This is a genomic window from Vreelandella piezotolerans (assembly GCF_012427705.1).
Classification (GTDB): domain Bacteria; phylum Pseudomonadota; class Gammaproteobacteria; order Pseudomonadales; family Halomonadaceae; genus Vreelandella; species Vreelandella piezotolerans.
The window spans coordinates 1,726,952-1,752,219 of record NZ_CP048602.1; the positions used below are offsets into that span (position 1 = coordinate 1,726,952).

Consider the following 25,268-nt stretch of genomic DNA (forward strand, 5'->3'; position numbering starts at 1 on the left):
GCTTATATATTAGCGATATGCTATATGGAAATTGGAGCGCCATAGTAATAAGTGGCCTTCGGTTTTTAGGGAACAAACGCCAACGGCGTTTATATGTTGTACAATAGTGTGATAAACGCTCGGTAGCGGTAATATGTCTATACAATTAGTCGAACTTAAAACAGCAGACCACGCCATGCAGGCGGAAGATTTGCTGCCAGAAAGCCTGCATGCGTTTCTGGCCTGCCCCACACCGGATAGCTGGCTTCAGTGGGCGCTTACCAATCCGGACATACTGCTGATCGATCATGCGCAGTGCGAAAAGAAAGCGGCTTCTACGGCCATGAGCCTACTGTATCGCTACGTCGATCAACCGCTGTTGCTCAGTAAAATGTCTCAGTTGGCCCGTGAAGAGCTGCTCCACTTCGAGCAGGTAGTCGGTCTCATGGAGAAGCGCGGAGTGACGTACCATCACCTCACTGCGTCGCGCTATGCCGAAGGGCTGCGACAGCATGTGCGCAGTCATGATCCAGAGCGCTTGATCGATGTATTGATTATCGGTGCCCTGATCGAAGCGCGTAGCTGTGAGCGGTTCGCACGTCTCATCCCTTATCTCGACGAAGAGCTGGCAAAGTTTTACCGCACGCTTGTGAAATCCGAAGGACGCCATTTCGAAGATTATCTGCTGTTGGCGCGTCAACAGACTGCAGAGCCGATCGATGATCGTATTGCCTTCTTTATCGCACGTGAAGCGGAGTTGATCACTGCTCCGGATACGGCGTTTCGTTTTCATAGCGGTGTGCCCGCCTAAGCCGCCGCTAGCCAGGCAGGAAGTATTCCATGCGCGATGCTCAACAGACAGATCAGCTGACCTTGTTTGGTCACTTCTCCTTGACGCAGGGAGAGGACGTACTCACTCATTTTAGTTACGACAAAGTGAAAGCTCTGCTGGTGTACCTGCTGTTGCATCGCCAGCCGGTCAATCGGGCAGCGCTGGCAGAGCTGCTCTGGCCAGATCAGGGATTATCGTCTGGCCGTACCAACTTGCGCCATGCGCTGCACTGCCTGCGGCAGTCGATGGGGGAAAGCGCTGACCAAGTGCTGAACGTTTCTCGTCAGACGATCGCTTTTCATCTACCTGCCCATTGGCAAGTCGATCTACACGATTTGCAGCAATTGCTGGAAGGCCCAAAGGATCTTGATACGCTCGAAGAGGTAATGGCCTGCTACCAGGGTGACCTCATCGAGGAGCTGCAGTTGTCCAACTGTAGCGAGTTTCAGCGCTGGCTGGTGCAGGTGCGTAACGAATGGCGCCAGCGTGTCATACGCTTCGCCGAACAGGTGTTGGAGAGCCATGACGAGACGCCTAACGATATGCTGGAGGGCTTGGTAAGCCGCTTTTCGGGCTATGGACCTTTCCATGAGCGGTTGGTGCGCCAGTTGGCGGAGCAGAATCAAATGGCGGCTGCTCATGAGCAATACAACAGCTACTTACAGTTGCTGGCGCTTTCGGGCCAGCAACCTGAGCCTAGTTTTTTGCAATTGGCGAGCTATTGGTCCGACGGCCACCATGACCCACGAGCGATGTCTCCCCAGGGAGCTTTCTCTCGTGCGATGGCCGCCGATAGCAAGCCGCTGCGTGAAGATGAGATCGAACTTCGCCAATTGTCGGTCATGGCGATTCGTTTACGTTTGAAAGGGGACTGGCAAGATCGCGCTGCCACCCGTAACTGCCTGGCGCTTCAACTGGAACTGATGCGCTGGCTAGAACAGCAGTGCCATCACTTGGGTGGTTTTTGGTTGCCAGGAGCCACAGGGGGATTGGGGTTGGCATGCTTTGGTACTCATGGTCCGGCGCACCAGCTTGCCGAGCTAGTGGCGCTTTACGAGCATTGCCAGCAGGCGCTCACTCAAGAAACCGAACGCCACTGGAGTGGTGACGGCGAGGCCCCCACCTTCGAGCTAGCGGCAGGTCTCAATAGTGGACGGGTAGTCTATTTGCCCGAGCGTCAGCTAGCCGACCCCCTGGGCCAGGTCACTCAGGTATCGCTCGAGTTGATGAGTGCCGCCGAAGGCAGTGAACTGGTGATTTCCCAAGAAGCCAGTCAGCACATGCCGCCGGCGCTAGACCTACAGCCGCGTTTGGTCTCGCGGCTGGTGGCCAGTGATGGACGCGTTCGCTTACGCGCACTGGTGTTGGGCCAGAACGAGGGTGGCCGCGACGCGCTACCGCCAAGCTTGGTCGGCCGCGAGACGTCGCTGCGAACCCTGCGCGATGCTCTGGCGCGCGCAGGTATTGGTTTACGCCAAAGCGTTCTCGTACGCGGTGCCTCTGGAATGGGGAAATCGGCGTTGATGGTGGGGTTTCGTCAGCTAGAGCTAAGCCGCGACGCTGCAATCTGTTGGCAGCCTACCACGCGCTTGTCCGTACTAGAGCCCTATGGGGTGGCGCGAACGCTGCTGGCGTGGCACCTGGATACTACGCCGACGTTAGCAGGGTTGCACCAGTTGCAAGCAGCGCTAGGCGACGCGCCGCTGGACGCTGCGCGTCAACAATTGCTCGAAGAAGCGCTAGGGGTGAGAGACGTTCAGGAAATTACCCAGCTCACACAAAATGGTGAAGCGGTCGAGCTGGTTGTGAAGCTGCTGCATCGTCTGATCGATCAGCGCGCTAGTGCCCAGACGCTCGTCTTGATGGTGGATGACTTGCAGTGGCTAGACGAGCCCTCCTTCAAGGTCCTTGCTGGTTTACAGGCCCGCCTGCCGATCAATACGGCCTTCATGCTGGTGGCTAGCCATCACGGTCGAGAGGCGCTGCCGGTCAAGCTGCATTGGGATCAACAGATCAGCCTCGGAAAGCTTGATGCACTGCAATCCTCGCGGCTGCTCTCGCAGTTGTCGCGTCGCTACCGTATGCATTTGAGTCCCCGTTTGCGCAACCAGATCATTGAGCGCTGTGACGGCGTCCCGCTCTATATGCAGGAGATTTGCCGGCGGCTCGATATGGATCGACGCGAAGGTCGCAGCGTTCAGTTCGACGAGTTGCCCAAGGGTTTACTGGGGCTGTTGGCGAGTCGTATCGACCAGTTGGAAGGCGATCGCGAGATTGCTCATATTGCCGCCGTTCTGGGCAAGCGTTTTCGCTTGGATTTCTTGGCTGAATGCAGCGGATGGGAGAAGGCGCGGCTCTCGCAAGCGGTGGAGCACATGCGTCAACTGGAGGTCATCGAGCCGGTTGATAAAGAGAGCGCTGAGCATGAATACCAGTTTAGCCATCAGTTGCTGCAGGAGGCGGCGTACCTCTCCTGTCCTCGCGACGTGCGGGTCAAGTTACACCAGCAGGTCGTTACCTTGATCGAAGAGCGTTTCCCTGTATGGATCAGCCGCCATCCTGGAGATTTCGCGACTCACCTACGGCGTAGCGGTCACTATGCCCGGGGTGCGCGCTATTTCGAGCTGTCTGCCCGTGAAGCGCTAAAAGTAAGCGCCAACCGAACGGCGCTGCGGATGGCGGACTTTGGTTTGGCGAGCTTGCGCCATGTCGAGCATGAGGTGGAGCGCGAGGTGAGTCTGCTGACCGTTCGTGGCCAAGCAGCCTTTGCGCTAGAGGGCCACGGCTCGCCCACGGCTCATGAGAGTTTCGTGCGCGCGCGGGAGTTACTGCGTCAATCGGGTGGCGATACGCCGGACGACCCGGAAGATCTCGAGCAAATTTTCTTGGTGAAGTGGGGGCTATGGGTGGGCCGCAGCCAGCGCTATGCCCATGCAGATGCGTTTGCCCTCGCCTCGACGCTAGCAGATATCGCCGAACGCCTGGAGGACCCCCGCTATCGGCGTCTGGCCGACTACGCCCGGGCACACTGTGAATATTGGGCAGGGCGCATTCAGCAGGCTCATGATCACTTGGATGAAATCGATCCACTCAATGCGCCCATGATGATCGAGTGGCTGCCGTTTTCGGATCACCCGCAGGTAACGGCGGCCTGCTTTCAGGGGTGGGCGCTCTGTTTGCGCGGTGACTATCAGCGCGCCGAACGACACGTGTCGTCGGCCATTCGGTTGGCCGAGAAAATCGGCCATCCAGGGACACTGGCCATGGCGCTGTTGTTCGCCGCCGCTTTGTATCGCCAGCTGGGCCATGTACATCTCGCTGCCCGTCACGCTGAGCGTGCGGCGGCGATGACGGGAACGCCTGATCTACAGCTGTGGCAGATTTCTGCTCAGGGCATGCTGGGCTGGCAGAAGGCCATGGCGGGAGATCATGCCGGGTTGGTGCAACTGAGAGACAGTCTGGATCAGATGGCCGAGCTGAACGGGCGTGACCGGTTCCAACGTCCTGTTTTATGGTATTCGGACGCCTGTGTCGAGCTTGGTGAGTTGAAGGCCGCCGAAGAGTACCTGGATCAGTGCTTGGTGATTGCCCGAGAGCGCACCACACTATTTTTGCCCGAGCTGGCGACACAGCTGGCTAGGGTGCGTGATTTGCTGGGTCATCCCGCCAGTGAAGTGAGAGCCTTGGCCGATATGGCAATCAACCAGGCGCGAGAACATGGCAATCGCCATCAGGAATTAGCGGCCCTGGAGCTCTGGTTGACGCGTATTGCTCCCCATGACCAGGCGGCAAAAGATGCATTCCGGCGCCTGTTGGGGGAGGTAAGTCATAGTGATGCGCCGGTGCTGGTGCGCTGGGTAAGCTTGTTGGATCGACGTTTGCCTCACACGCTAAGCGTCGAAAAGGAGACGTAGGCCATTTAGCGCGTGCTCTGCTCCAGCCATGATAGCGTGGCGAGCGCCTCATTACGGTGTTCGCCACATACCATAGGGTCATAATCGAATTGACCGCATACGTCCGGTCGCTGCGGACTGCCAAACAGCATGCATAGATGGTGGTCGTCTAGGTGAACGCAGCGTACGCCTGCCGGTTTTCCATGGGGCATCCCCGGAATGGGGGAGGTTATAGACGGCGCGATGCAGCATGCACCGCAGCCTGGACGACAACCAACGGTGCTGTCACTGGCAATGAGCTCGCTCATGGTGTCGCCAGTGCCGTCGCACCTTTGTTTATGCCCTCGAACGCATGAACTTCGGTCACTATTCCCGTCTTTTCGGCAATCTGATTGGCCAGCCATTGAGCGATGTTTTCGACGGTGGTGGGTTTGGGTAGCACGCAACACCGCTCGGTTGGCAAGGTGATCGAGAAACGGCCTTGAGCAGCCTCATAGCGGCAAGTCAGTTGCGTTTCGCTATGCTCTGTCATGTCCGCTTCTTCCAGCAAATACCGGTTGTCTAGCCAAGCGCCCCACTGCCGTTCCAGCGACGGCTGTCTCTGCTGCTCTTGGAAAATATGTAAGCGAGAGCGGTGGCCGTGGGCGATGCGCTGGCAATTCCCCAAATGGCGCTTAAGTCCATGACTGTAGCCATAGGCTGCGCCATCTACACGCTCATTACTAAGCGTCAGCATTACACGTTCCACGTTGGCTGGTCGCTGCTCGGTGAGTTGATCGCTGAGATAACGGGTGACGCGTGCTAGGGAGATCGATTCCCAAGGCAGCAGCGTAAACGCCTCTGCCGGTCCACGAACTTCCATGGGGTAGGGGTGGGTGGTACGGAGGCAAACGCCTTCATCGCACTCGCTGATCTCGACCCCAGGTGCTTGGGTGGGAACCAGTAAGGTGTGATCCAATCCGCTATCCAGGGTGCGCTTGATCCATGGTTTGACTTCGCCGAAGTCGAACAGCATGCCATCCTCGCCTAGCTCTCCCTCAAGCTGGGCATCTACCTGCCAGCTACAGCCAACCAGCCCGCTCACAGAGCACCAAAGGGAAACATCGACGTGGGTTAGTTGATTAACGAATAGGGCCATTACTCGAATCCTGCGATTTTGTGCGTTTGCAGTGACAGACGCCACTGGGGGTTGGCCATGCAGTAGGCAGTGGTAGCTTTCACGATGTCCGCCCTGTCGGTAGCTATCTGCGCATGGGCGACAGCACTGAGGTCTATGGGCTGTAAAAAGAAGTGCTTGAAAGCGAGGTGAGTAAACTGCTCGGGCAGCGCATCCGCCTGAGGGTAGACCAGCTTCAGCTCGTCCCCCTGAGTGATCGCTAATGGATTGCGGCCCTTGGGACTCACACAGAGCCAGTCGATGCCTGCAGGGGCAGGCATCGTGCCGTTGGTCTCAACGGCCACTTCGAAGCCTTCGCTATGTAACGTGGCGATCAGGGCGCTATCGAGTTGTAGCAACGGTTCGCCGCCAGTGAACACCACGTAAGGCACTGCTTGACTCACTTCTCGAGGCCACAGTGCTTTTATATGAAGTGCTAGCGCCATTGCGGTCTCGAATCGGCCGCCGTTGACCCCATCGGTGCCGATGAAATCGGTATCGCAAAAGGTGCATTTGGCGTTAGGTCTATCCGCTTCTCTACCTGACCAGAGGTTGCAGCCGGTGAAGCGGCAAAACACGCTGGCGCGACCCGCTTGGGCGCCTTCGCCCTGCAGGGTGTAGAAAGCCTCTTTGACGTGGTACATCAGCGGCCACCCTGCGACGTGTCGATAGCGTAAGCAAGAGGATCGACGCAATTGTTGGCCGCAAAGGCGGCCAACCGCTCACGGCAACTACCGCACTGGCCGCAGGCGAGTTCGCGGCCTTCGTAGCAGGTCCACGTCTGGCGATAGTCCAGCCCCATGGCTAACCCTTCGCGCAGAATATCCTCTTTACGAACGTTTAGATAAGGCGCATGAAGTAACACGGGTTCGAAGTTGGCGATACCGGCAACGTGATTCATGGCATCGACAAACTCGGGACGACAGTCTGGGTAGAGTACGTGGTCGCCCCCATGAGCGCCGTAATCCACCCGCCCCGCGCCAATGTTGACCGCCTTGGCAATGGCCAGGGAGAGCAAAATCATGTTGCGATTAGGCACTACCGTGGCGCTGAGGTTGTTTGCGTCGTAATTGCCGGTGGGCATGTCGATAGCGCTATTGGTCAGCGCTGAGTTATCGATCAGCCCATGGATGGCGCGAATATCGACGACTTTGTGAGCAATGCCCAGGGATTCGCACACCTGGCGGGCGGTGTCGAGCTCCCGGCGGTGGCGCTGGCCATAGTCGAAAGAGAGCGCGTGGACAGTGAGTCCTTCCCGAATGGCGCGATGTAAAACAGTGAAAGAGTCCATGCCGCCGGAGTAAATCACGACGGTGGCTGACGCCTTGGCGCCAGGTGAAGCGGTAGAGGACATACGAAATGCTCATCGTCGGAGAATTTATGTGTCTTTGCCTCGGTGCAAGGCAGTGTTCCGGGGTCCGGTCCGGAAAGGCGGCAGTTTACGCAATAGCGAACCATCTAGCCAGTGGGCTAGTGCGTCTCAGTCGGTGTGTGTGAGTGGTTTGCCATGTTAAGCTAATTGGCCAAGCCGTTAGGAAGACACTTATGGCCACGATAGAACATAGCGAAATCGTCAAGGCTCCCCCCGAGCGGGTGTTTGATCTGCTACGCCGTGTCGAAGATTTTGCCGATTACTCGGACCTCATTCGCTCCATCGATAGCTTAGGCGAAAACCGCTATCGCTGGCACGTGCGGGCAGTAGGGATGGATTGGTCGTTCGATGTTGTCGTCACCGACATTCAGCCGCCCCATGTGCTGGCTTGGGAGTCGTTGGAGGGTGTCAAAAATCAAGGCCGGTATCAGCTGCGGGCCGTACCCGAGGGCACGGAGGTGGCGTTGACGCTACATTATGAGATTCGCAATCGCCTAATGGAAAAAGCCGTCAACAAAGCAGCAAAGCCGTTGGTGGGCAAGGTCAGCCGACAAATTCTCGATCGGGTCGAAGCACGGCTGAATGGCTAAATTGTCGCTTCATTCTTGGCGCTGGGTAGTAAGCTTTGCGGCCGCTGCCATGTTGGCTTATCTCTGGCTGTGGTACTCCCCTGATTTGTCCGCGCTGAAGCGCTGGGCCGCCACGATGTCTCATCACCCCGCGGTGATCGCATCTGTGATGGTGGCCATGGCGCTGACACTTGCCGTAGGTCTGCCCGGTAGCATAGGCCTATGGCTGATTGCTCCGTTTTATACGCCTCTAGTAGCCACACTGATGTTAACGGTCAGTAGCGTGGTGGGGGCCTGGGGGGCATACGCATTGGCTGCACGACTGGGTGAGCGCTGGCAGCCTAGAGGCTTGACGCTAAAGGTGATGGAGCACCTCAAAGCACGAAGTGATCTTCTAACGCAGTGCGCCATACGAGTGTTACCGGGTTTTCCCCACTCGGTCATCAATTTCGCAGCAGGGTTGGGCAAAATTTCGCTTGGTCGCTATCTGCTAGCCGCATGTCTTGGGTTATCGGTCAAATGGGCAGTGTATAGCAGCGCCATCTATGGCGCGCTGGAAGCCATCGAAGAAGAGGATGCCCTGCAATGGGATGTCATGCTGCCACTGCTGGCATTGACACTCCTATTACTTTTAGGAGCTTGGTATCGGCGCCGCCTGGAGGCGGCGCGTCAAATGGCTTCATGAGTCCCAGAACTTAGTGAGTCTTGTGCATAGACGCATCTAGGTGGTCGACCACCTCGGCCCAATCGGCGTCTTCCTCTACGGCTTCCCTAAGAAAGTCGGCTTGTCCCTCGTTCCAGCAGGGTGCATCCGCCAACGGCATCTCTTTGGGTAGCGGTGAGTGGCGCTGAATGAAGCGCTCGATGGATTCCGCATCCGAGCGTAGGCCTAACTGCTCGAAGAGTTCACTAAAGTGATGCACCGGCTGATCCATAAGTCGCTTCCTATCCTATTGGGGTAATAAACGTTAAACAGATAAGTTAACCATAGCGTTTATTAGCGGCTACGCCAGTATGAGTCGGAGTCTTGCCGTTAACGCTCGCCTACGAGCGGCATCATGAAGCGCTCGCGCCGGTCTTCTGGTGAAAGCGGTTGAGCAATTAGATGGACCAGCTTGGTATAGACGGCTTCGGGTGTCATGTCGTCTCCAGACAATACGCCCGCATCCACGAGGCCATTACCTGCAGCATAAGCGCCCATCTTTACGCGACCCTGGGGGCATTGGCTGATGGCGGCGATCAACTTGCCTTCGCCGCTGGCTTTGGCGATTACAGCAAGAAGGTCGGGGTCATCAGGCAAATTACCTGCTCCCCAGAGCTGTAGCAGCGCCCCCTTGACGTTAGGGTGACCAAGCCATGCGTCGAGTTGCCAAGCAGCTATTCCTGGCCAAAGAGCAATCCGGACCACTTCGCCCCGAGCCACGGGTTGATAATCCAATCGTTCGAATCGCGGTGCGCCGCGCTGTTGGTAAACCAAGCCACGCCTTGGGAAGAGGATGAAATCGTCACCTACGCGCTCCCCTAGCGGTGGATAGCTTGGTGAAGTGAAGGCATCGGAGGCTTCACTGTGTTGTTTGATGGCGCGAACCCCTCTGAGTAAACGATCGGCGAAATAGACCGCGACTTCTTGTAATTGAGGATGGGCCGAGAACCGTAAAGCGCCATACACATTGCCTAACCCATCGCCGTTGGGGGTTTCGAGTGGTGCCATCGCGCCTGTTAAAACGACGGGCCGGTCCAGGCCTTGGAGCTGATAGGCCAGGCTCGCGGCGGTCCAGCTGAGCGTGTCGGTGCCGTGGATGACCACGAATCCACGGTATTGATCGAAGCGTTCGGCGATATCGTTGGCAAGCTGCTGCCACGTCAATGGCGTTGCGGCGCTAGAGTCGATCAAAGGCGAGTAGCTCATCACGTCGTAGGCGGGAAGCAGGGATTGATCATGCAGTGACCGTTGACTCAGTGCCTTGTCTAAGCGCTCGGAAAAATTTCCTGCTGGCGACAAGCCGTTGGCCTGGGGCTGCATGCCAATCGTGCCACCGGTGTAAATGACCAATACCCGCTCTTGGCGGTGGGGCGTATCGGCTAGAAGAGGAGCTTGGCTCATCGCGGTATCCTGTGAGAGCTAAACGTTATCGGTGATAGACCTGAAGATGGCCGCTATGGTCGTCGAGTTGCCGCTGTCGGCCTGCAAACAGCGCGAAAATGCCGCAAATGCCAATCAGGCCAATGAGTAGCCAGGCGATATGTTCAGTGGTAGCACCGGCTTGGAGCATCAAGCCTACCCCAAAGGGCCCCAAGGCGGCCAATGTGTATCCGCCGCCCTGTACCAAGCCGGATAGCTGCCCTGCTAAGCGTTCGTTGGCAGTTCGTAACACCAGCAGGCTTAATGCAAGGCTAAAGCTTCCGCCTTGCCCAAGTCCTAGCAATACGGCGCCTGGCCAGCGCCAGGTCAAAGGCGCTGCCAGTAAGCAGGCGAGACCCATCGCCGTGCAGATCAATACCAGCAGGAGGGCAGGGCGTTGGTCGTGATGGAGGCGCGCAATCCATGGGGCGCTCAGTGCTGAGGCCAGCTGACACAGGATGGAAACGGCCATCGTCCACCCGGCAGTAGCTTCTGTGTAACCCCGCTCGATGAGCAGCGTTGGCAGCCAGCCGAACACGATATAGGCCATGGAGGACTGGATGCCCATGAACAGCATGACCTGCCAGGTAAGCGGCTTGCTAAGTAACGTGACGAGCGGAAGGCTGGAGGGGGAGCCAATGGCCTTCGAGGAGTAAGGCGTGGGTGCATAGCGAACCCAAACGATAAAGGTGGCGAGGGCTAAAAGCGCCCAACTGACCAAACTGGCCTGCCAACCGCCTAGCCACTGCATCAGCGGGACGCTGAGCCCGGCACCTAGCGCGCCTCCCATGCAGAGTGCCATAGTGTAGAGTCCGGTCAATAGGTCCGCATTTTGGGGAAGTTCGCGTTTGACCAGCGCGGGTAACAGCGTCCCCGCAAGCCCAATAGCGCTTCCTGCCATGGCAGTACCCACGTACAACATCCCAGGCAGTGGTAGTACGCGGATCAATAAACCGCTGGCCAGCAGAAGTAGGGCACTGCTTAGCGCACGTTCGCTCCCCAGTCGACGACCGATGATAGGCGCAAGCGGTGCCGTCAAACCAAGAAACAGCACGGGAAGGGTGGTCAGGAGGCCCGCTGCTGGGGCTGAGAGCCCTGCGTTCTCTTGCAAACGATTGAGTAACGGTGCCACCGATGACATGGCAGGGCGCAAATTGAGCCCTACCAAGAACATCAACACAATGAAGCGGCAAGCGTGGCGTGAAACCATGGCGCAGGCTTATTTCAAGTGAGGGCGCAGGTCGCCGCGTACCGCATCGAGCAGGGTGATGAAGTGAAAATCTTCCGGGTTATCCAGGCAGTCGACGCGTACTTGCGTTCGCATGCCTTTGTCGATTTCCAGTTTATCGTAGATTTCGAGCGTCAGCTTATTGGCGGGCTTCTCTCCTGGTGCCACGATACCATCTTCCAGCGTGAAGGTTTCCAGTAGAGTGGCACGAACACGTGTGCTGTTCCCTTCACTCAATACGCGGCGTACGAACAGCCAACCTTCGCAGGGGAGTGACGCGTTGTCACGCTCGCGTAGGAAAAGCGTGCGATAGCAGGCGCCTTCGGCAGCAGCTTTTTCAGCCATGCTGCGGTAGGCTTGCACGACCTGATTCGCTGAGGCGCGGGCGTCCTCCAAGCGTTGCGCGATTCCCTGGTGTTCGCGGCTGAGTTGCTCCTGACGCTGAAAGACCAGCCATTGGCGATAATCGGCCATGAGTTGTGAAGACGCCATAGTCACTCCATGAATTAATTCAGCAAAAACGCCCGAATAGGCGAGGCGATACCTTCGCACATTCCGGGCGTGCGGGCTAGCGGCGGCTACGGCGACGTCGCTCTCCACCCGTATTGGTAGATGGCCCATCTTGCTTGCGCCGACGAGGTGGACGCTGACTCCGGCGACCATTTTCGATGGGTTCTGGCTTGGCATTGGGGTCGGGCTCGAAGCCCGGTTCGATGTGTTTCGGCAACGTTTGATTGATCAGTCGCTCGATGTTTTTGAGCAGACCATGCTCGTCGATGCACACCAACGAGACAGCTTCACCATTGCTGCCCGCACGCCCTGTGCGACCGATGCGGTGAACGTAATCTTCAGCGACATTGGGCAGATCGAAGTTCACCACATGGGGAAGTTCATTGATGTCTAGGCCGCGCGCGGCAATATCAGTGGCGACGAGCACCTGTAAATCGCCGCTCTTGAACGCACCGAGCGCACGCGTGCGTGCACCCTGACTTTTGTTGCCGTGGATCGCCATGGCAGGGATATCCTGCTTGGAGAGTTGCTCGGCTAGCCGGTTAGCGCCGTGCTTGGTGCGAGTGAATACTAGTACCTGAAACCAGTTGTGACGCTGGATCAAGTGCGCCAACAAGTCGCGCTTTTTATCGCGATCCACTCGGTAGATCGCTTGCTCGACTTTTTCTGCCGTGGTGTTGCGTGGCGCCACCTCGATGAGAGCGGGATTATCGAGTAGCTGCTGCGCCAACGTTTGGATCTCGTTGGAGAATGTGGCAGAAAACAGGAGGTTTTGGCGTTGCTTGGGGACCAGGCGCAGTAGGCGCTTGATATCGTGAATGAAGCCCATGTCCAGCATGCGGTCCGCCTCATCCAGTACCAGGATTTCAATGGCGGACAGGTCGACGTGCCCTTGCTGGTGCAGGTCGAGCAGGCGGCCAGGGGTAGCGACCAGCACGTCGAGACCATGCCTTAAAGCATCGACTTGGGGCTGTTGACCGACGCCGCCAAAAATGATGTGGGAGCGCAGCGAAAGGTGTTGTCCATAGGCCGCTACGCTTTCGCCCACCTGTGCCGCCAGCTCGCGGGTCGGCGTGAGGACGAGCGCGCGCACTTGGCGCTTCCCGGGACGCTTGCCGTTTGCCAAGCGCTGTAGCATCGGCAGTGTGAAGCCTGCCGTTTTACCCGTGCCGGTTTGTGCGCTGGCAAGGAGATCGCGTCCTTCGAGAACGACGGGAATGGCCTTTTGTTGAATCGGCGTCGGCTGTGTATAGCCCTGCGCGTTCACCGCGCGTAATAAATCGTCGTGCAGACCAAGATCAGAAAAGCTCATGCGTTCTCCGCAGTCGCATAGCAGGCGGCACCACCTAATGGGCGGCGCTGCTAAGCGTCATGTTCAAAAAAGCGAGGATGGTACACCGTCGCGGCAGCGAAGTTTGACAGATAGCACGCTGTGCCGCGACGGGCGTTAAAACGTCTTGTGACACCTCTGGGTTTCACAAGAGGGAGACAGGGTGGCGCTGACAGTGACGTCGTCGTGGTCGTGAGTGTAACACGAAAGTCTCACGTCGACGCGCTACCCGTAGCGAACACGCCTGGGGTTATAAGTAGCCGCCTTGACGCAACTGGTCGGCGATTTGCTCGGCCACTACCTGCCAGCTCTCGCCCAACGAGCGCACCAGGGCTGGGTAGCCGTCCTGATCGAGGACCGTTTCAGCAGTGAAGCTTTTTAGGGCGAGCATCTCGCCATCGCTATCGCGCAGTTGCCATTGGCCGCTGGTCACTGCAACGCCATCATAGCGGCCCTGGAACTGATCCACTTCCAATGAGAGCGTCAGCGCACTGGGACGACTGCCTTCCGCCCGCACTACCTGCACGCTAGGAAGCTGGTCGGTTAATTCGGCGCGTAACGCGCGTTCTAATTGCCGGCCAATGCTCTCCGCCCACTGATGCTCGCGCGCTTCATTCAAAGTGATGTCATCGAGCTGCATTACGATGCCGTCCACATCCAAATAGTGGGCTAGGCGGAGGGGGCTGACTTGAAGCGTTGTTTCGGCACGGCTCGGTGCGTTGACCGCCGGGCTTGTAGGTAACATATAGCGCGTGGGTGGAGATACGCTGCTGGCACAGGCGGACAAGAGTAGGCTCGTAAAAGCCGCCAGCCAAAATAGAGATAAGCGACGTAACATAACGGTCATCCTTAATTAGCGAGGAGCGCGAGGAATCGGGTCCTGGGTGTCCAAGTTATCGAACAGCAGCGCCCTTGGGTTCTCGTTCAGCGTCCGGGTGAGCGGCTGTAGATCGCGCATTAGTCTATCTAGGCGCTCGATGGCGCCGGTCAGTTCTTGGTACGCTGGCGAGGAGGGCGAAACGCCTTCCAGTGTGCGGCGCAGTTCTTCCAACGTGCCGTTCAAGTTGCCGCCAATCGCCTGAGTATCCGGGTCGTTCAATAACTGATGGATCGATGTACTGACCTCGCGAACCTCGTTTAGCACGCTTTCCGAGGCTTGAAGATTACGCTCTAGCCCCGCAAGAAGAGGTTCGACTTCCAGCGCGTTGAGCTTTTCGAGCAGGCTGGTGACCTGTGCCTGAATCTGTGCAAAACCGCCAGCCACAGTGGGGAACACGGTTCGCTCGGCAAATCGCTCGGCGACGTACTCATCGGCAAGGTCGCGCTGGAAGTTAAGGTCGACAAACAGCGCCCCTGTGAGCAGGCTGCCATTCTTAAGCGAGGCGCGCAGGCCTAGCCCAAACATCCGCTTGAAGCGCGCATCCCACTCCTCTAGGTCGATGTCGGTGTTTTCGATACCCAAGCGTTGGGGTTCGATGCGAATGAGTACCGGAATGGCGAATCGCGCCCGGGAATCAGGCTGTGGCGCCGTGAAATTCCAAGGGACCGCGGCGACGGTGCCGATTCTCACTCCACGAAACTCCACCGGTGCTCCCCGAGACAAGCCTCTTACCGTGTCGTCAACCAGCAAAACATACTCCAAGTATCGGTTGAACGTGCCTTCCCGGGCAGTATCTTCGTCCGCGTAGAGATTAAAGCGTGTGTTGGCCTCCACAGGTTTGCCCATGGGAAGGTCTTCCGGTACGCCAAAGGTCACACCGCCGCCCAATAGCGCTTCGAGGGATTCGACATTGACTCTCACACCATCGGCATCCAGGCGGAAGTCGATCCCGCTGGCCGTCCAGAAGCGCGTGCTGTCGGTGACGAGCTGGGCGTAGGGCTCTTCGATGAAAACTTGATGGTGCATGGTGCGCGTTTCAGGTTCAAAGCGCGTGTCTTCTACGCGGCCTACCGTGTAGCCCTGATAAGAGACCGGGTCGCCGATGCGCAGCGAGTTGCCTAGTTGGCTCACCAAGTTGATTTGCAACCCAGCTTGGCCGGCGGGAGCCACGGGAGGTACATCGCTAACCTCGAATTCTCGCTGTGGCTCTTCTGACTGACCCGGTTCTAGCTGGATGTAGGCACCTGAAAGAACGGTACCCAGCCCACTGATGCCCTCGCGGCCAATACGCGGTTTGACGACCCAAAAGCGGCTATCTTCTCTTAGCATAGCTTCCGCCCCGGGTTGAATGCGCGCCACCATGACGGCATGGGAGAGGTCATCGGACAAGCGTACGCTCTGGACCCGACCAATCTCGACGTTGCGACTGCGAATGAGCGTACTGCCCGCCTCGATTCCTTCCGCGCTTTCCATCGTCAACGTGACCAGGGTGCCGCGACTGGAGTAGTTGTCGTAAACCAGCCATAGCCCGATGATCACGGCAACCAGCGGCACGATCCAAATCGGGGACAAGCGTGTTTGGGGCGACGCCTTGGCTTTGTGCAACTCGCCTTGATCTGGGTTGGGTGTGTTCTGAGGCATGGAATCGTTAGCCATCAACAGGTTCCTTGGTGGCCGTTTTACGGCGAAGAGAGCGAGAAGGTTGAGTATCCCATATCAAGCGGGGGTCGAAGGTCATAGCCGCGAGCATGGTGAGCACGACCACCGCGCCAAACGCCAGGGCGGCTGGTCCAGGCGTAATCGACATTAACGACCCCGCGCGGATGAGAGCAACCAAAATGGCCACCACGAATACGTCGACCATGGACCAGCGTCCAATGAACTCGGTCAAACGATAGAGCCGGGTGCGGCTCTGGGCATTGAGTTCATTGCTGCGTTTGAGCATCAAGCAAAGCCAGGCCAGAGCGACCAGTTTGCCGACCGGCACGATGACACTGGCTACGAATATGACGGCGGCTACTGGCCATGATCCCATTTGGATGAGCTGAACGACTCCTCCAATGATGGTGGAGGGCGTAGCGTTGCCCAAGCTCGTGGTGGTCATGATGGGATAGAGGTTGGCCGGAAGGTACATGACGGTGGCGGCAAACAGCAGCGCCCATGTACGCTGCAGGCTGTGTGGCAGCCGAGTATGCAGTTTCTCATGGCAGCGCAAACATCGCTGTCGGTCATGTTCGATGCGATTGACCAATCCGCAGGTGGGGCACCCAGTGACACCTTGGTTGGCAGCGGTCGTACCGGTCAATGTGCCCTCAGGGGCAAGGGGCTCGCCTTCAAGCGAGAACCACATCCAGTCGCCGTCGATGGATTGCACCGTCATCAATAGCAAAATACCGAAGAGGCAAAACGCCCAAAAGGAGATGCCTAGTTCGATTTGCGCCATACCCGCTATTTTGATCAAGCTGACCAGGGCGCCAATGATGAAGACATCCGCCATCATCCATGGGGTCAAATGGGCCAGCGAGCGGGCGATATCACGGCTGAACGGCATGGGTCGCGCGCGCAAGAGTCCAAACTGTAGCCATACCACACCCACTAAATAAACGGCGGGTAGCACGAGTATGGTCATCATGACGGCGATGGCAACGATGGGCTGATGAAACGCGATCAGCGTCGTCGCCGTTTGTGATAGTTCGATGCGATTGCCGACGCCGCTAACGCTAAAGCTCACGAAGGGAAACGAGATCGCTACCAACAGTGCTATTAGTGAGGCCAGTGCGAGCGCCATGCTGCGCTGAGCCGGATAGCGATGGCGCTTTACCAGTACGTGTGAACAGCGCGGGCAGGTTGCTTTTTCACCTGATTTGAGCGGCGGAAGGGCCGAAACCCAGTCACACTCATGGCAGGCGCGCAGGCGCCGCCGCTGAGTGCGGGTCTCAGGTGGAAAACAGTCGACCTCGGGAGAGTTAACCGGCAGAGAAGGCCGTTTGATGAAAGAGTAATGGGGCAACAGCAAACTCTCTGTGCATGAGATGGTAAGAACCAATACGATGGAGCGTGGTGCCAGTCAATTTAGGGAACGGAACCGACGCTTGCAAACGGCACTTGACCAAACAGGCTCGTTAGACAAGGATGCAGCCGCGATAGTGCCTAACATTATGACATTAAGGAACTGAAATGTTACTCGCCTTTCTTGCTGTGGTAGTGGGCTTGGTCCTGCTGATATGGAGTGCAGAGAAGTTTATCGACGGTGCCGCGGCGACGTCGCGCTGGTTAGGGCTTTCGCCGCTCTTGATCGGCATGCTGGTGATTGGGTTTGGTACATCCGCCCCGGAGATGATGGTCTCGGTACTGGCGGCAACGCAAGGCAATCCTGGTTTGGCGGTGGGTAACGCTTACGGTTCTAACATTGCCAACATGGGGTTGGTGCTGGGTTTTGTCGCACTGATGGCGCCTCTCGCCGTCCATTCGGGGGTAATTCGTAAAGAGATGCCGCTACTCGTCTTGGTGATGCTAGTGACGGGATACATGCTATGGGACGGATGGATATCGCGGCTTGAAGCGGCGCTGTTGCTCATCGGGCTTGGCGTGTTCATTACGGCGAGCATCTTCAACGCTCGCGGTCAGCAAGACGATCCGTTGATGGCAGAAGTGACCGAAAGCCTGGATAGCAAGCCGATGTCTCGCGGTAAGTCCATCATGTGGACGCTGATTGGATTGGTGTTATTGATTGCCAGCTCTCGATTGCTGGTATGGGGCGCCGTTGAAATTGCCGTGGGTTTTGGTGTGAGTGATTTGATCATCGGTTTGACGGTGGTAGCGGTGGGCACGTCGTTACCTGAATTAGCGTCCTCTATCAGCGCCTTGCGCCGCAATGAACATGACATGGTGCTAGGTAACGTTGTCGGCTCGAACCTCTTCAATAGCATGGCCGTGGTGGGCTTGGCGGGCGTCATTGCGCCGATCGAGGCGGGGCGTGAAGTGCTGATGCGGGATTGGAGCGTAATGACGCTCATGACGCTCGTCATGGTGCTGTTTGCGTTCTCTTGGCGTGGGCGTCCGCGGCGTATCAACCGTATCGAGGGTGGTGCACTCTTTACCATGTTTATTGCCTACACCGGCTATATGGTCAGCATCGTGGTGATGGCCTAGTACGGCAAAGTGGTGTTGCCTGGAGAGTGTGCGTCAATGCGACACAGCTTTTCAGGCAAACTTACGCTGTATAGCGATGGTCGAAACGGTAAACTACAACGCATGTAAAGAATAAGCTTAGTGCTTATAACTAAAATGCAGCGCCATTAAGGCTCAACTAAGCTTGTGACACCCATTGACGGGATACCAACTCAGGTCTTAGGAGAGTGTGATGGAACTCGACCCCCTAGTACTATCGCGAATACAGTTCGCCTTCGTTGTATCGTTTCATGCGATCTTTCCAGTCTTTACCATTGGGCTAGCGTCCTATATTGCGCTGCTCCATGGGCTGTACTTTAAGACCGGCAATCCTGCGTGGGACCGCCTTTCGCTGTTTTGGACCAAGGTATTTGCCGTTGTCTTCGGCATGGGCGTCGTCTCGGGTATCGTGATGTCTTTCCAGTTCGGCACCAATTGGAGCAACTTTTCCCAGGCCGCCTCCAACTTCTTGGGGCCCGTGCTGAGCTATGAAGTCGTCACCGCGTTCTTCTTGGAAGCGGCATTCCTCGGTGTGCTCTTGTTTGGCCGTGGAAAAGTCCCGCAAGGGGTGCACCTGTTTGCTGCCATTATGGTGGCAGTGGGTACGTTCATTTCTTCCTTCTGGATTTTGTCAGCCAATAGCTGGATGCACACGCCTGCCGGTGTGGAACTGATCGACAACCGCTTCCACGTACTCTCTTGGTTCGAGGCTATCTTCAATCCCTCTTTCCCGTATCGCTTTGCCCATATGGCCATGGCGTCTTTCTTGACGGGTGGTTTCGTCGTGGCGGGCGTCAGCGCTTGGTTCCTGCTTCGTGGGCGCGATCCAGAGGCCAATCGCCGCGCACTCTCCATGTGCTTGTGGCTACTCCTTTTTCTCGCACCTGCACAAGCGGTGGTCGGGGACTTTCATGGTTTGAACACACTCGAGCATCAGCCGACTAAAGTGGCGGCGATGGAAGGGCATTGGGAAACGTCTAGCAACGTACCGCTGCTGCTGTTTGCCATTCCGGACCAGGAAGCGCAAACCAACCATCTTGAGATCGGCATTCCGAACCTCGCTAGCATTATCTTGACCCACTCTCCCGATGGGGTAATTCCTGGGATCAGCGAAGCTGCTCCTGAGGAGCAGCCACCCGTTATCATCGTATTTTGGGCTTTCCGTGTCATGGTCGGCATCGGTCTGCTGATGATTGCAACCGCCTTCATTGGTCTGCTGATGCGTCGCAAGGGCAGAGTGTACGAACACTCGGGCTATTTAAAGGCGCTGGTCTGTATGATCCCCATGCCTTTCGCGGCGGTGTTGGCAGGTTGGATCGTCACCGAATCCGGACGCGCTCCTTGGCTGGTTTACGGCATGATGACCCATGCCGAGGGCTTGACGCCGTCGCTGACCGGGCCAATGGCGCTATTCACTCTGATTGGCTACGTGGCAGTCTATGCCGTCGTGTTCTACGCCGGTATTTACTACCTCACTCGCGTGGTACGCAATGGCATGCTGCCTCACGACGAGCAGGAAACGACGAGTGAGAACTTCAAGCGGCCTATGCGCCCATTCTCTGCGGCACACACCCCTTTTGACGATGACGTCGATCCGGTCAGGAGCTGAACATGGAAATGTTTGATTTAACGCTAATTTGGGCGGGCATCATCGGCTTCGGCATCATGATGTACGTATTAATGGATGGTTTCGATCTGGGCTTGGGGATACTGTTTCCCTTCGCCCCAGATGAAGATTCCCGCGATGTCATGATGAACTCGGTAGCCCCTGTATGGGATGGCAACGAGACCTGGCTAGTTTTGGGGGGCGCGGGCCTGCTCGGTGCTTTCCCATTGGTGTATTCGGTCTTTTTGCCAGCGCTTTACATAGGGGTCTTTTTGATGCTGGCCGGGCTGATTTTCCGCGGCGTCGCGTTTGAATTTCGCTTCAAGTCGCGTCGTAATCGGCGCTGGTGGAACCGTGCATTCAGCTGGGGTTCCGGTGTGGCGGCGTTTGCCCAAGGGGCCGTGGTCGGGGCGTACATTCAAGGCTTCCGTGTCGAAAACTTTGCTTTCGTGGGCGGTGCTTTCGACTGGTTGACGCCGTTCTCAGTGCTCACGGGACTAGGCTTGATGGCGGGCTACGCTCTGCTTGGTGCGACCTGGTTGATCCTCAAATCGGAAGGTCATATCCAAGACTGGGCGTACAAGATCACGCCCATGTTGCTGGCGCTGGTGCTCGGGGTGTTCGCCATTATCAGTATTTGGACGCCGTTCGTTAATCCGGTGGTATGGGAACGTTGGTTCGGCCATCTTCAATTAATCTGGATTTTCCCGGCGTTGGCGCTTTTTTCGGCCTTCATGGTGTATCGCTCCGTCAAGCGTCGCGATGAAGGGATACCGTTCGTAGCAACGATAGGCATCTATGTCTTTACCTACTTAGGGCTGATCGTCAGTAAATGGCCGGTTATCGTGCCGCCCAATTACACACTTTGGGACGCCGCGTCAGCGCCCGAATCACAATTGTTCCTGCTGATTGGCGTGCTGTTCGTTATCCCGATCATCCTGGCCTATACCGCTTGGACCTACTGGGTGTTCCGCGGCAAGGTGCGTGTAGGGGAGGGATACCACTAACGCTATGTCAGACCATCCTCCCGAAGTGAATACGGTGGAGGCCATGACGCCGCGCCATTGGCTTAACTTGCTTGCCAAACGCGAGCAGAAACAGCTGATGTGGGCGGCGGTTTGGGGCGTGCTGGCGGGTATGCAAACCGTCCTGCTGGTGGTGGGGCTTGCTTGGCTGATCGACCAGTTGGTCATTGTAGGGCGTTCCCCCTGGTCACTCGTGCTACCGCTCGTTGGCCTCGTGGTGGTTGTCTTGCTGCGTTCGCTTTTTCAGGCACTGCAAGAGACGTGTAGTGCTAAAGCAAGCCTTCGCATTCGGCAATATGCCAGGCAAACCCTGCTCGACAAAATCTCGGCGCTTGGGCCAACATGGTTGACGCGTCAGCAGAGTGGGGCATTGGCCACTCAGTCGGTGGAGCACATCGAGGCGCTGGATGGTTACTTCGCTCGCTTTTATCCGCAGCTGAGAATCGTCGTGGCGTTGCCGATGCTGATACTGAGCATTGTCGTTTGGCTCGACTACCTGGTTGCCTTTTTTCTGCTTTTATCCGCCCCACTAATACCGCTGTTCATGGCATTGGTAGGGATGGGGGCTGAGCGATTGAATCGTGATCAGTTCATGGCCGTCTCTCGTCTTTCCGCACACTTTATCGACCGAGTGCGCGGAATGACCACCCTGCAGCTGTTTGGTCACACCAAAGAGGCTCAGCAAGATGTGTGGTACGCCACCGATCACTATCGTCGACTGAGTATTCGGACGCTGCGTTTAGCGTTCTTATCGTCGGCGGTCTTGGAGTTTTTTGCTTCCGTCGCGATTGCTGTCGTGGCCATGTATGTCGGTTTTGGCTTGCTAGGATACATCGATTACGGTCCTTCGCCCCAGTTGACGCTGTTTAGCGGGTTGGCAGTGTTGCTCCTTGCACCGGAATTTTTTCAGCCGCTTAGAACGCTGTCGCAACATTATCATGATCGTGCTGCTGCCCTTGGCGCCGCTGAGAGCGTCGTGGCCATTCTCAACGAACCCAACCAAGTAGCTTCCTCTCCGTTGCCGCCCTCTGCGTCTGGCGTGCTCCTCGAGCTTGATGGCGTCGATATTCGCTACGCTGAACGTACGCCGGTGCTCAGCGATGTGAGTATGTCGCTAAGGCAGGGCGATGTGGCCGTGCTCACCGGTGAGTCTGGTAGCGGTAAGTCGTCACTGCTGGCACTCATGGCGGGGTTCATGAGGCCTACTCGTGGAGTGTGCCGCATCGACCTTTCTATTCCTATTGCTTGGCTGGATCAAGCGCCGTGCATACTGCAGGGCTCTTTAGCTGATAATCTGCGCATTGCTTCTCCAAAGGCGGATGACGCTGCGCTCGTGAAAGCTTTGCAGCGAGCCGGGCTTGGCAAGCTATTGGCAAGTTTGCCCCATGGATTGGAAACGACCGTGGGTGAACGTGGTGTTGGCCTTTCTGGTGGACAGGCGCAGCGGCTTGCGCTGGCGCGCGTGTATCTTAGTCAGGCTCGGCTTATTTTGCTCGATGAACCGACGGCAAGTTTAGACGCAGAAACGGAAAGCGTGGTCATCCAGGCGCTGCTCGAATGGGCAGGTGAGGGGCGTACGCTAGTCATGGCGACGCATCACCCGGCCGTCATGACGGTAGCCAATCGCCACTTTGTATGCCGCTCAGGCCAGCTGGTGGAGGTAAAGCAATGATGGCCCTTTTTCGTGACGTTGCGCCTTGGCTTAAGTTACTGCTTCGCCGCCGTCAACAGTTCTGGTTGGGAGCCTTATTGGTTTGGGTGACCTTGCTTGCGGGTTTGTCACTACTAGGACTGTCCGGATGGTTCATCGTGTCCTGCGCCTTGGCGGGGATCGCGCTCGCGGCGGGTCTTCCGTCGACGTTGGACGTATACGTACCCGGTGGAGGCATCCGCTTTTTTGCCCTGCTGAGGACTTTGGCGCGGTACGTTGAGCGTTTATACAACCATAGCACCGTGCTTACCCTGTTGGCCGATCTACGCTACCGAGTGTTCGGTGATTTGACAGGCCTGGATGATGCGACTCTCAAACGGCAACGTGCAAGTGAATGGCTCAGCCGTCTAACGGCAGATATCGATCAACTCAATAACCTCTACTTACGTTGTCTGATCCCTCCGGTAGCGGCGCTGCTGACCGTACTCGTGGTCTCCGGGTTCATCGCCATATGGCTACCTTGGGTTGCTGTGGTGATGGCTTTGGTATTCACGCTGCTTTGGCTAGTGGTGACGGTCGGTTTTGGTTGGATCGGCTTCGGTAATAGCTACCAGCACGTCAGTGATCAAGAGGAGCTACGTCGATTGGTATTGGATCAGGTGCAGGCATCTGCGGAGCTGCGTAGCTATCAAACAAGCGGGTGGCATCGCCAGAAAATCCAGAATCTCGAAGCAGTATCCACCGAGAACCAGCGTCGTTTGGCTTTGAAATTGGCCTTGGGCAACGCCTTCGTTTCTGCGGTGACCGGGCTGATGCTCATCGCCACGCTATGGCTGGGAAGTTTGGCGTTTTCGGCAGAGCAGGTCGTGGGTCCGGTGCTCGTCATGGCCGTGATTGCTGTGCTGGGAATGAACGAAGTGTTCGCGTTGCTCCCCGCGGCGTTCTTGAAACTGGGCGCGAGTTACGCAGCCGTGCAGCGTTTGAATGCTCTCAAACCCCTAGCGCCTGTAATCGACATGCAAGGGCTTCCCTATCGTGCCGATGAGCATGCCATCCAGCTTGTTTCCGTTCATTACGCTTATCCCAACACGATGTATCCAGCACTGGTCGATGTACAGGCGACGCTCTTGCCACATACCCGAGTCGTGATTACTGGTGTGTCGGGATCTGGTAAATCGACGTTGGCCAGTGTGTTGATGGGACGTATGGCACCGACCCAGGGCGAGATTCGTGTCGCTGGAGTGCCGCCACATCGTCTCTCCACAGAGAGTCGAGCCGAGTATTTCGCCTTTCTCACTCAGCAAACGGATCTATTCGATGGAACGCTTGAGTCGAATTTACGGATCGCCAAGCCGAGCGCTACCGATGACGAGTTGTGGCGGGTACTCAACATGGTGGGCTTGGAAGACTGGGTAGCACAGCAGCCTAAGCGGCTCTCGACGAACGTGGGCGAAAAAGGCCAGCAATTGTCTGGAGGTCAGGCAAGAAGGGTTGCTTTGGCGAGATTGATGCTGCGCGATCCATCTGTTGTGTTGTTGGATGAACCGTTTGCTAGCGTAGACGCCGATACGGCAAAGCACTTGGCCGCGGCGCTAGATCGCTGGCTCGCACGGCGAACCGTGATTTTCTTCGTTCATCAAACCGAGGACGCGGCGCTTTTGGCTGGGATCGATGCTTGGTGGCACCTTGATGGTGGGCGCTTATGTACCGATACTACTTCTTTCTCCCAACCGCAAGCAGGCGCGCCGTATGAATGAGTTTTTACGTCAACTTCCCAAAGTCGAGCTCCACTTGCATATTGAAGGCACCTTGGAGCCTGAGCTCATGTTCGCACTGGCGGCCCGTAACGGGATCGAGTTGCCCTATGCGTCCGTGGACGAAGCGAAAGCGGCCTACGATTTCAAAGACCTTCAAGGGTTTTTAGATCTTTATTACCAAGGCATGAACGTACTGCGCAATGAACAAGACTTTTACGATCTTGCCATGGACTATTTCAAGCGTGCCCGTAGCGAAGGGGTGATGCATATCGACATCCACTTCGACCCCCAGGCGCATCTACAGCGCGGCGTACCGCTCGAAGTCGTCATGGCCGGTCTTCTACGGGCGAAAGAGGAGGCCGAAGCATCGTTGGATTTGACGATCGGCATGATCATGGCTTTTCTTCGTGATCGTCCCGCCGATGAAGCGTTGCATGTGCTTGAACAGGCCTCTCCCTATTGGAAGTTCCTGGATGCTATCGGACTCGATAGCGCCGAGCGCGATCATCCTCCGGTCAAGTTTCAAGCGCTGTTCGCTCGCGCCAAGGAACTTGGTCTGGTCCGTGTTGCCCACGCCGGAGAAGAGGGACCTGCCGAATACATTGCTCAAGCGCTCGATATCCTAGAAGTGCAACGTATCGATCACGGCGTGCGCTGTCTGGAAAGCGATGACGTGGTCAAGCGTTTGCGTGATCAGCAAACGGTCCTGACCGTGTGTCCGCTGTCAAACGTCAGCTTGAAAGTTGTCGAGCGGCTAAGTGACCACGCTTTGCCCCAACTGTTGGCCGAGGGGCTCAAAGTCACCATTAGCTCCGACGACCCTGCCTATTTCGGCGGTGGATTGCTGGAGAACCATTTGGCGTGTGCCGATGCGTTTGGCTGGGATGAAGATACCTTTCGAATGCTCAATCGTTACGCTATCGAGGAGGCATTTGTCAGCGAGCAGCGACGCGACGAACTTCTCAAACGTTTAGCCGCTGCTTGATGAGGTGTCTGGCAAAAAAAGGTGTTGACGCGCGGAGTTAAATGCGTAAAATACGCCCCACATCGAACGGCAACGCCCTTCGAAAAGCTCTTTAACAATTTGATCAGGTAATTCATGTGGGCGCTTGCCGATGAGGGTGACAAGTCACCTATTATCAAGGCAAGCACTCGTCAAACAGGCTTCGGCCTAATGAATGAATTCGT

General features: G+C 56.9%; 22 protein-coding genes. 10 read left to right on the forward strand and 12 right to left on the reverse strand.

The window, feature by feature from the left end:
- Positions 1–133: 133 nt before the first annotated feature.
- Both GYM47_RS07925 and GYM47_RS07930 read left to right on the forward strand, forming a co-directional pair.
- The gene (locus tag GYM47_RS07925) at positions 134–790 is read left to right on the forward strand and encodes a MiaE family protein (RefSeq protein ID WP_139528035.1); all 657 of its coding nucleotides are present in this window, start codon (positions 134–136) and stop codon (positions 788–790) included.
- A 29-nt stretch (positions 791–819) separates the two neighbouring features.
- Positions 820–4,725: an ATP-binding protein gene (locus tag GYM47_RS07930; RefSeq protein WP_153843874.1), complete on the forward strand. Its 3,906-nt coding sequence runs from the start codon at positions 820–822 to the stop codon at positions 4,723–4,725.
- Between the two features lie 5 nt (positions 4,726–4,730).
- On the opposite strand, the gene GYM47_RS07935 is transcribed toward GYM47_RS07930, so the two are convergent.
- Genes GYM47_RS07935 through queC form a run of 4 tightly spaced genes read right to left on the reverse strand, consistent with a single transcriptional unit; the run spans position 4,731 to position 7,214 of the window.
- Positions 4,731–5,012 (reverse strand): YkgJ family cysteine cluster protein, encoded by a 282-nt coding sequence (locus tag GYM47_RS07935; protein ID WP_139528033.1) that lies wholly within the window; start codon positions 5,010–5,012, stop codon positions 4,731–4,733.
- Complete coding sequence (locus GYM47_RS07940) at positions 5,009–5,842, reverse strand: 6-pyruvoyl trahydropterin synthase family protein (protein WP_139528032.1); 834 nt, start codon at positions 5,840–5,842, stop codon at positions 5,009–5,011. Before GYM47_RS07940 ends, GYM47_RS07935 begins: the two co-directional genes overlap by 4 nt.
- Positions 5,842–6,504: a 7-carboxy-7-deazaguanine synthase gene (queE, locus tag GYM47_RS07945; RefSeq protein ID WP_153843873.1), complete on the reverse strand. Its 663-nt coding sequence runs from the start codon at positions 6,502–6,504 to the stop codon at positions 5,842–5,844. Before queE ends, GYM47_RS07940 begins: the two co-directional genes overlap by 1 nt.
- A complete protein-coding gene (queC, locus tag GYM47_RS07950) occupies positions 6,504–7,214 on the reverse strand; it encodes a 7-cyano-7-deazaguanine synthase QueC (protein WP_153843872.1) in 711 nt (236 codons plus the stop codon). Before queC ends, queE begins: the two co-directional genes overlap by 1 nt.
- Positions 7,215–7,405: 191 nt before the next feature.
- Here queC and GYM47_RS07955 point away from each other — a divergent pair, with 191 nt between their 5' ends.
- Both GYM47_RS07955 and GYM47_RS07960 read left to right on the forward strand, forming a co-directional pair.
- Complete coding sequence (locus GYM47_RS07955) at positions 7,406–7,822, forward strand: SRPBCC family protein (protein WP_139528029.1); 417 nt, start codon at positions 7,406–7,408, stop codon at positions 7,820–7,822.
- A complete protein-coding gene (locus GYM47_RS07960) occupies positions 7,815–8,486 on the forward strand; it encodes a TVP38/TMEM64 family protein (protein ID WP_153843871.1) in 672 nt (223 codons plus the stop codon). The genes GYM47_RS07955 and GYM47_RS07960 overlap by 8 nt, the downstream gene beginning before the upstream one ends.
- Positions 8,487–8,496: 10 nt before the next feature.
- Here GYM47_RS07960 and GYM47_RS07965 read toward each other — a convergent pair whose 3' ends face one another.
- The 8 genes from GYM47_RS07965 to GYM47_RS08000 form a co-directional block, all read right to left on the reverse strand.
- Positions 8,497–8,736, reverse strand: coding sequence for a DUF2789 domain-containing protein (locus tag GYM47_RS07965; protein WP_139528027.1), 240 nt, complete (start codon positions 8,734–8,736; stop codon positions 8,497–8,499).
- Positions 8,737–8,834: 98 nt separating this feature from the next.
- A complete protein-coding gene (locus GYM47_RS07970) occupies positions 8,835–9,905 on the reverse strand; it encodes an asparaginase (RefSeq protein WP_153843870.1) in 1,071 nt (356 codons plus the stop codon).
- Between the two features lie 25 nt (positions 9,906–9,930).
- On the reverse strand, positions 9,931–11,133 hold the full coding sequence (locus GYM47_RS07975) for an MFS transporter (RefSeq protein ID WP_153843869.1): 1,203 nt from the start codon (positions 11,131–11,133) through the stop codon (positions 9,931–9,933).
- A 9-nt stretch (positions 11,134–11,142) separates the two neighbouring features.
- A complete protein-coding gene (locus tag GYM47_RS07980; RefSeq protein WP_139528024.1) occupies positions 11,143–11,643 on the reverse strand; it encodes a hypothetical protein in 501 nt (166 codons plus the stop codon).
- A 76-nt stretch (positions 11,644–11,719) separates the two neighbouring features.
- Entirely contained in the window at positions 11,720–12,973 is a 1,254-nt protein-coding gene (locus GYM47_RS07985) for a DEAD/DEAH box helicase (protein ID WP_139528023.1), read from the reverse strand.
- Between the two features lie 268 nt (positions 12,974–13,241).
- Positions 13,242–13,829, reverse strand: a complete 588-nt coding sequence (locus GYM47_RS07990) for a PqiC family protein (RefSeq protein WP_231125659.1) — start codon at positions 13,827–13,829, stop codon at positions 13,242–13,244.
- Positions 13,830–13,844: 15 nt separating this feature from the next.
- Complete coding sequence (gene pqiB, locus GYM47_RS07995) at positions 13,845–15,527, reverse strand: intermembrane transport protein PqiB (RefSeq protein ID WP_153843867.1); 1,683 nt, start codon at positions 15,525–15,527, stop codon at positions 13,845–13,847.
- Positions 15,520–16,881: a paraquat-inducible protein A gene (locus GYM47_RS08000; protein ID WP_139528020.1), complete on the reverse strand. Its 1,362-nt coding sequence runs from the start codon at positions 16,879–16,881 to the stop codon at positions 15,520–15,522. The genes pqiB and GYM47_RS08000 overlap by 8 nt, the downstream gene beginning before the upstream one ends.
- Positions 16,882–17,048: 167 nt before the next feature.
- Between GYM47_RS08000 and GYM47_RS08005 the strand changes: the two genes are divergently transcribed.
- From GYM47_RS08005 to GYM47_RS08030, 6 genes are all read left to right on the forward strand, one after another.
- A complete protein-coding gene (locus tag GYM47_RS08005; RefSeq protein ID WP_153843866.1) occupies positions 17,049–18,023 on the forward strand; it encodes a calcium/sodium antiporter in 975 nt (324 codons plus the stop codon).
- Positions 18,024–18,234: 211 nt separating this feature from the next.
- Positions 18,235–19,650, forward strand: coding sequence for a cytochrome ubiquinol oxidase subunit I (locus GYM47_RS08010; protein WP_153843865.1), 1,416 nt, complete (start codon positions 18,235–18,237; stop codon positions 19,648–19,650).
- A 2-nt stretch (positions 19,651–19,652) separates the two neighbouring features.
- Entirely contained in the window at positions 19,653–20,654 is a 1,002-nt protein-coding gene (gene cydB / locus GYM47_RS08015; RefSeq protein WP_139528017.1) for a cytochrome d ubiquinol oxidase subunit II, read from the forward strand.
- Positions 20,655–20,658: 4 nt separating this feature from the next.
- Entirely contained in the window at positions 20,659–22,344 is a 1,686-nt protein-coding gene (gene cydD, locus GYM47_RS08020) for a thiol reductant ABC exporter subunit CydD (RefSeq protein ID WP_153843864.1), read from the forward strand.
- Positions 22,341–24,080, forward strand: coding sequence for a thiol reductant ABC exporter subunit CydC (cydC, locus tag GYM47_RS08025; protein WP_153843863.1), 1,740 nt, complete (start codon positions 22,341–22,343; stop codon positions 24,078–24,080). The genes cydD and cydC overlap by 4 nt, the downstream gene beginning before the upstream one ends.
- Positions 24,073–25,065, forward strand: coding sequence for an adenosine deaminase (locus tag GYM47_RS08030; protein WP_153843862.1), 993 nt, complete (start codon positions 24,073–24,075; stop codon positions 25,063–25,065). The genes cydC and GYM47_RS08030 overlap by 8 nt, the downstream gene beginning before the upstream one ends.
- Positions 25,066–25,268 lie beyond the last annotated feature (203 nt).